This is a genomic window from Streptococcus sp. 2741, from assembly GCF_013276315.1.
GTDB classification, from domain to species: domain Bacteria; phylum Bacillota; class Bacilli; order Lactobacillales; family Streptococcaceae; genus Streptococcus; species Streptococcus pseudopneumoniae.
On the sequence record NZ_VMKU01000123.1, the window covers coordinates 1 to 6313 of the forward strand.

Annotated in this window: 6 protein-coding genes; 5 read left to right on the forward strand and 1 reads right to left on the reverse strand. The window is 42.0% G+C overall.

Annotated features, from left to right (window positions below):
• Nucleotides 1-165: 165 nt before the first annotated feature.
• Nucleotides 166-978 carry a Cof-type HAD-IIB family hydrolase gene (locus HT671_RS10145; RefSeq protein ID WP_138703331.1) on the reverse strand — a complete coding sequence of 271 codons (813 nt, stop codon included), beginning with the start codon at nucleotides 976-978 and terminating at the stop codon, nucleotides 166-168.
• Between the two features lie 189 nt (nucleotides 979-1167).
• Between HT671_RS10145 and HT671_RS10150 the strand changes: the two genes are divergently transcribed.
• The 5 genes from HT671_RS10150 to folE all read left to right on the forward strand — a co-directional run bounded on the left by HT671_RS10150 (nucleotide 1168) and on the right by folE (nucleotide 6279).
• A complete protein-coding gene (locus HT671_RS10150) occupies nucleotides 1168-2586 on the forward strand; it encodes an NCS2 family permease (protein ID WP_138703330.1) in 1419 nt (472 codons plus the stop codon).
• A 52-nt stretch (nucleotides 2587-2638) separates the two neighbouring features.
• A complete protein-coding gene (locus HT671_RS10155; protein WP_166735353.1) occupies nucleotides 2639-3346 on the forward strand; it encodes a CPBP family intramembrane glutamic endopeptidase in 708 nt (235 codons plus the stop codon).
• Nucleotides 3347-3439: 93 nt separating this feature from the next.
• Nucleotides 3440-4420, forward strand: coding sequence for a dihydropteroate synthase (folP, locus tag HT671_RS10160; RefSeq protein WP_166735352.1), 981 nt, complete (start codon nucleotides 3440-3442; stop codon nucleotides 4418-4420).
• Between the two features lies 1 nt (nucleotide 4421).
• Nucleotides 4422-5744: a folylpolyglutamate synthase/dihydrofolate synthase family protein gene (locus tag HT671_RS10165; RefSeq protein WP_000657461.1), complete on the forward strand. Its 1323-nt coding sequence runs from the start codon at nucleotides 4422-4424 to the stop codon at nucleotides 5742-5744.
• Nucleotides 5725-6279 carry a GTP cyclohydrolase I FolE gene (gene folE, locus HT671_RS10170; protein ID WP_000380916.1) on the forward strand — a complete coding sequence of 185 codons (555 nt, stop codon included), beginning with the start codon at nucleotides 5725-5727 and terminating at the stop codon, nucleotides 6277-6279. Before HT671_RS10165 ends, folE begins: the two co-directional genes overlap by 20 nt.
• Nucleotides 6280-6313: the final 34 nt, after the last annotated feature.

Consider the following 6313-nt stretch of genomic DNA (forward strand, 5'->3'; position numbering starts at 1 on the left):
TTTGAAAGTAGATGAGTATAACTGGTTGATGAGACTGTGAAAAGAGCATAAAGACCAGCTTGCAAGCTGGTCATACTCTTCGAAAATCTCTTCAAACCACGTCAGCTTCATCTACAACCTCAAANNCTAGTTTGCTCTTTGATTCTCATTGAGTATCAGTATAGGTTATAAGAATAAGTCTTGTAGGGTTTTGGCAACCCCATCTTGGTCGTTGGTAAGGGAAATTTGCTCATCTGCATAAGGGAGTAGCTCTGGATTGGCATTTTTCATGGCATAACCCTTCCCAGCAAAAGCGAGCATTTCGGTATCATTGTGTTCATCTCCAAAGGCAATCAAATCTTTTTTGTCACGATTCATTATCTTGAGCAAGTAGTCCAAAGCAAAGGCCTTGTTGACACCTTTTGGGGTACATTCAAGGATATTGAGCGGACCTCCCCAGGTATTGATAGAAAGTTGATGCTGGTAGAAGGCGTTCATTTCTTTTGCCAAGGCATATTTGTCACTGGCTCTGGTCTGTAACAGAATACAGTTAGGATCCTTGGTTACTAACTCTGGCTGAAATTGATCTTCAGGCTGGAAAGCTTCTACACCAAATAGTTTAGGATCGGCAATTTCTTCATTGGGATTTGTGATGTAGAATTTTTTACGGTATTCTCCAGCGATAAAATCGGCTTGAATGTCCTCAGAACGTCGAACCATGTCTAGCAGATATTTTTTGTCTACCGTCAAACACTTTTCAAAGTCCCAAACTTGGTCTGGCAAATGAGTAAGGGAGCCGTTGAAATTAATCATAGGAGTGTCTAAGCCTAGTTCACGGTAGAAATCTTTTGACATGCGGTAAGGGCGACCTGTCGTAATAATAACCTGATGGCCTTTTTCAGTAACTTTTTTAATGGTTTCTTTGGTAAAGTCAGAAATCTGACTGTCTGAGTTGAGCAGGGTTCCATCCAGGTCAACTGCAATAATTTTTTTCGTCATAGGGACCTTTCTAGTGTCTTTTCAGATAAGATGTCTACTATTATAACAGAAAGCAGGCAGAAAAGCAGATTCGAAACCAAAAAAGAAATTTCATCAAATTCTTAAATAAATCAAACAAAGATATTGAAAAAGTGAATGATAAATGATATAATCCTATTATTGTTCGTAAAAATTAAAAGGAGATTGATAATGGACAAATTATTTAAACTAAAAGAGAACGGTACAGACGTTCGTACAGAGGTTCTTGCTGGTTTAACAACTTTCTTTGCAATGAGCTATATTCTCTTTGTAAACCCACAAATTCTTTCGCAAACAGGAATGCCTGCTCAGGGTGTATTCCTTGCAACGATTATCGGTGCAGTAGCAGGAACCTTGATGATGGCCTTCTATGCTAACCTGCCATACGCTCAAGCGCCAGGTATGGGACTCAATGCCTTCTTTACCTTTACAGTCGTATTCGGACTTGGTTATTCATGGCAAGAAGCCCTAGCTATGGTCTTCATCTGTGGAATTATCTCATTGATTATTACCTTGACAAATGTTCGTAAAATGATCATTGAATCGATTCCAAACGCTCTTCGCTCAGCCATTTCAGCTGGTATCGGTGTCTTTCTTGCCTACGTAGGGATTAAGAATGCTGGGCTTTTGAAATTCTCTATCGATCCAGGAAATTACACTGTTGCAGGAGAAGGGGCTGACAAGGCTCAAGCAGCGATTACAGCAAATGCTTCAGCAGTTCCAGGATTGGTTAGCTTTAATAATCCAGCTGTTTTGGTGGCTCTTGCAGGACTTGCCATTACTATCTTTTTTGTTATCAAAGGGATTAAAGGGGGGATTATCCTCTCTATCTTGACAACAACTGTTCTTGCTATCGCAGTTGGTTTGGTAGATTTGTCTAGTATCGATTTTGCTAACAACCATGTTGGTGCAGCCTTTGAAGACTTGAAGACAGTTTTTGGTGCAGCTCTTGGTTCAGAAGGTTTGGGAGCTTTGATTTCAGATACAGCTCGCTTGCCTGAAACTCTGATGGCCATTCTTGCCTTTTCATTGACAGATATTTTTGACACGATTGGTACCTTGATCGGTACAGGTGAAAAAGTTGGTATCGTAGCGACAAATGGTGAAAATCACCAATCAGCTAAGTTGGATAAGGCTCTTTACTCCGACTTGATTGGTACTTCAATTGGTGCCATCGCTGGTACTTCGAACGTAACGACTTATGTTGAGTCTGCTGCTGGTATCGGTGCAGGTGGACGTACTGGTTTGACAGCCTTGGTCGTGGCAATCTGTTTTGCGATCTCAAGCTTCTTTAGCCCACTTCTAGCGATTGTACCAACAGCCGCTACAGCTCCAATCTTGATTATCGTTGGGATTATGATGTTGGCTAGCTTGAAAAACATCCATTGGGACGATATGTCTGAAGCGGTTCCTGCTTTCTTCACATCTATCTTTATGGGATTCAGCTACTCTATCACTCAAGGGATTGCAGTTGGTTTCTTGACTTACACTTTGACTAAGCTTGTCAAAGGTCAATCTAAAGATGTTCATGTCATGATTTGGATTTTGGATGCCTTGTTTATCCTTAACTACATCAGTATGGCCTTATAATAGGATAACCCAGGGGGATTTTCCCCCTTTTTGAATACAAAGGAGATGGGTGATGAAAGAGAAAAATATGTGGAAAGAATTATTGAATCGTGCAGGCTGGCTGTTAATCTTTTTGCTGGCGACAATTTTATATCAGATTCCTATAGGGGTTACTGCTATTTTAACCTTAAGAGAAGTACCGCTATTACAGTCAGGACTGATAGTTGCTGGTATTTCGATTGTGGTTCTGGTGCTATTTATTATTGGAGCTCGTAAAACGCAATTAGCAAGTTTTAATTTTTCATTTTTTAGAGCTAAGGATTTGGCACGTTTGGGATTAAGTTATTTAGTCATTATCTGTTCAAATATACTTGGTTCTATCTTGTTACAACTGTCAAATGAGACGACAACAGGTAACCAGTCTCAGATTAACGATATGGTTCAGAATAGTTCTCTGATTTCCAGTTTCTTCTTGTTGGCCTTGCTTGCTCCAATTTGTGAGGAAATCTTGTGCCGTGGGATTGTTCCTAAAAAGATTTTCCGAGGAAAAGAGAACTTGGGATTTGTAGTCGGTACGATTGTGTTTGCTTTATTGCACCAACCAAGTAATTTACCTTCTTTATTGATTTATGGAGGTATGTCGATCGTTCTGTCTTGGACGGCTTACAAAACCCAACGTTTGGAAATGTCTATCTTGCTTCACATGATTGTGAATGGGGTTGCTTTCTGTTTGTTGGCTCTTGTGGTGATCATGAGTCGGACATTAGGGATTTCTGTTTAAGATTTTTGACAATTGCTTACTTGTTTCTACTGGGAAAAAGATGAATGCAATCGTGTACATCTTTTTCTTTTTATGGTAAAATAGAGAAATAATATGGTGAAAAGCCTTGAGGGAGTGACCGATATGTCAACTAAAGTAAATCATGCAAAGACAGCTATTTGCGGAATTATCAATGTAACCCCAGACTCCTTTTCGGATGGTGGTCAATTTTTTGCGCTTGAGCAAGCGCTCCAGCAGGCTCGTAAATTGATAGCAGAAGGGGCTAGTATGCTAGATATCGGCGGAGAATCAACTCGGCCGGGAAGTAGCTATGTTGAGATAGAAATAGAAGAGGAAATCCAGCGTGTTGTTCCAGTGATTAAAGCGATTCGCAAGGAAAGTGATGTCCTCATTTCTATCGATACTTGGAAAAGTCAGGTGGCAGAGGCTGCTTTGGCTGCTGGTGCCAATCTAGTCAATGATATCACTGGTCTAATGGGTGATGAAAAAATGGCTCATGTGGTAGCTGAAGCGAGAGCGCAAGTGGTCATCATGTTTAATCCAGTTATTGCTCGACCTCAGCATCCTAGCTCGCTCATCTTTCCTCATTTTGGTTTTGGACAAGCTTTTACAGAGGAAGAGTTAGCTAACTTTGAAAAATTGCCAATCGAAGAGTTGATGGAGACTTTCTTTGAACGTGCACTAGCGAGAGCAAATCAAGCTGGAATTGCACAAGAAAATATCCTGTTGGATCCAGGAATTGGCTTTGGTCTGACCAAGAAAGAAAATCTGCTTCTTTTACGGGATCTGGATAAACTACATCAGAAAGGCTATCCAATCTTTCTTGGAGTGTCGCGCAAGCGGTTTGTCATCAATATCCTTGAAGAAAATGGTTTTGAAGTCAATCCTGAGACAGAAATTGGTTTCCGTAATCGGGACACGGCTTCGGCTCATGTAACTAGTATCGCTGCGAGACAGGGTGTAGAAGTGGTGCGCGTGCATGACGTAGCTAATCACAGGATGGCAGTTGAAATTGCTTCCGCTATTCGTCTGGCTGATGAAGCGGAAAATTTAGATTTAAAACAATACAAATAAGATGAAAGAATTTGAAAACAATCAGTGGATTGCTAACTACCGGACGGATCAACCGCATTTTGGCTTGGAACGAATGGTGGAACTGTTAGCTTTGCGTGGCAATCCCCATCTCAAACTCAAGGTCATCCATATCGGAGGGACCAACGGCAAGGGTTCGACCATTGCTTTTTTGACAAATATGCTGAAAAAGCTAGGGCTGAGAGTTGGCGTGTTTAGCTCGCCCTATCTCATTCATTATACAGACCAGATTAGCATCAATGGGGGATCCATTCCAGAGGCTAGACTAGAAGCCCTCATGGCAGACTATCAGTCTTTGCTGGAGGGAGAAGCGGTCGCCAATTTGCAGGGGACAACCGAGTTTGAGATTATCACAGCCATAGCCTATGATTACTTTGCCTCGGAGCAAGTAGACGTGGCTATCATGGAAGTCGGCATGGGTGGACTTTTAGATAGTACCAATGTCTGTCAGCCCATTTTGACAGGAATCACGACTATTGGATTGGATCATGTGGCTCTACTTGGTGACACCTTGGAAGCCATAGCAGAGCAGAAAGCTGGTATTATCAAACAAGGTATTTCCTTGGTGACAGGTCGCATTTCTCCAGATGCTTTGGCTGTGATTGACCGCATTGCAGAAGGGAAAGATGCGCCGAGACTTGCCTACGGGGCAGATTATCAGGTCAGCCATCAAAAGAGTGTGGTGACAGGCGAAGTCTTTGACTATACAAGTGCTGTCAGACAAGGTCGCTTCCAGACAGGTTTACTTGGTTTGTACCAAATAGAGAATGCTGGGATGGCCATAGCTTTACTTGATACTTTTTGTCAAGAAGATGGTCGAGAACTAGCAAGCAATGACTTGCTTGCTCAAGCCTTGGAAGAAACAAGTTGGCCAGGGCGTTTGGAAATCGTGTCAAGAGATCCCTTGATGATCTTGGATGGGGCCCACAATCCCCATGCTATCAAGGCTTTATTAGCAACCTTGCAAGAACGCTTTGCGGATTATCATAAGGAAATCCTCTTTACTTGTATTAAAACCAAGGCCTTGGAGGATATGTTGGACTTGCTGGGGGCCATGCCAGATACCGAGCTTACTTTGACACATTTTGACGATAGTCGGGCGACTGATGAAAGCGTGCTGAAAGAGGCAGCTAAGTCTAGAAATCTCAGCTACCAAGGTTGGCAGGATTTTCTAGAGCAGAAATTGACAGATAAAAAAGAAGAGAAACAAACAGTTAGGATTGTCACAGGTTCCTTGTATTTCTTGAGCCAAGTGAGAGCCTATCTGATGGAGAGGAAGAATGAAAATGGATACACAAAAGATTGAAGCAGCTGTAAAAATGATTATCGAGGCTGTCGGAGAGGACGCTAACCGCGAGGGCTTACAGGAAACACCTGCTCGTGTCGCTCGTATGTACCAAGAGATTTTTTCAGGTCTTGGTCAAACAGCGGAGGAACATTTGTCAAAATCCTTTGAGATTATTGATGATAATATGGTGGTAGAAAAGGATATTTTTTTCCATACAATGTGTGAACACCACTTCTTGCCATTTTATGGTAGAGCGCACATTGCCTACATTCCAGATGGCCGTGTGGCAGGCTTGTCTAAGCTAGCCCGTACGGTTGAAGTTTATTCGAAAAAGCCACAAATTCAAGAACGTTTGAATATCGAAGTGGCCGATGCCTTGATGGACTATCTAGGAGCTAAGGGAGCCTTTGTTGTCATTGAGGCAGAACATATGTGTATGAGTATGCGTGGTGTCAGAAAACCAGGCACTGCAACCTTGACGACAGTAGCTCGTGGTCTATTTGAAACAGATAAGGACCTTAGAGATCAGGCTTATCGTTTAATGGGACTATAATACTCTTCGAAAATCAAATTCAAACCACGTCAGC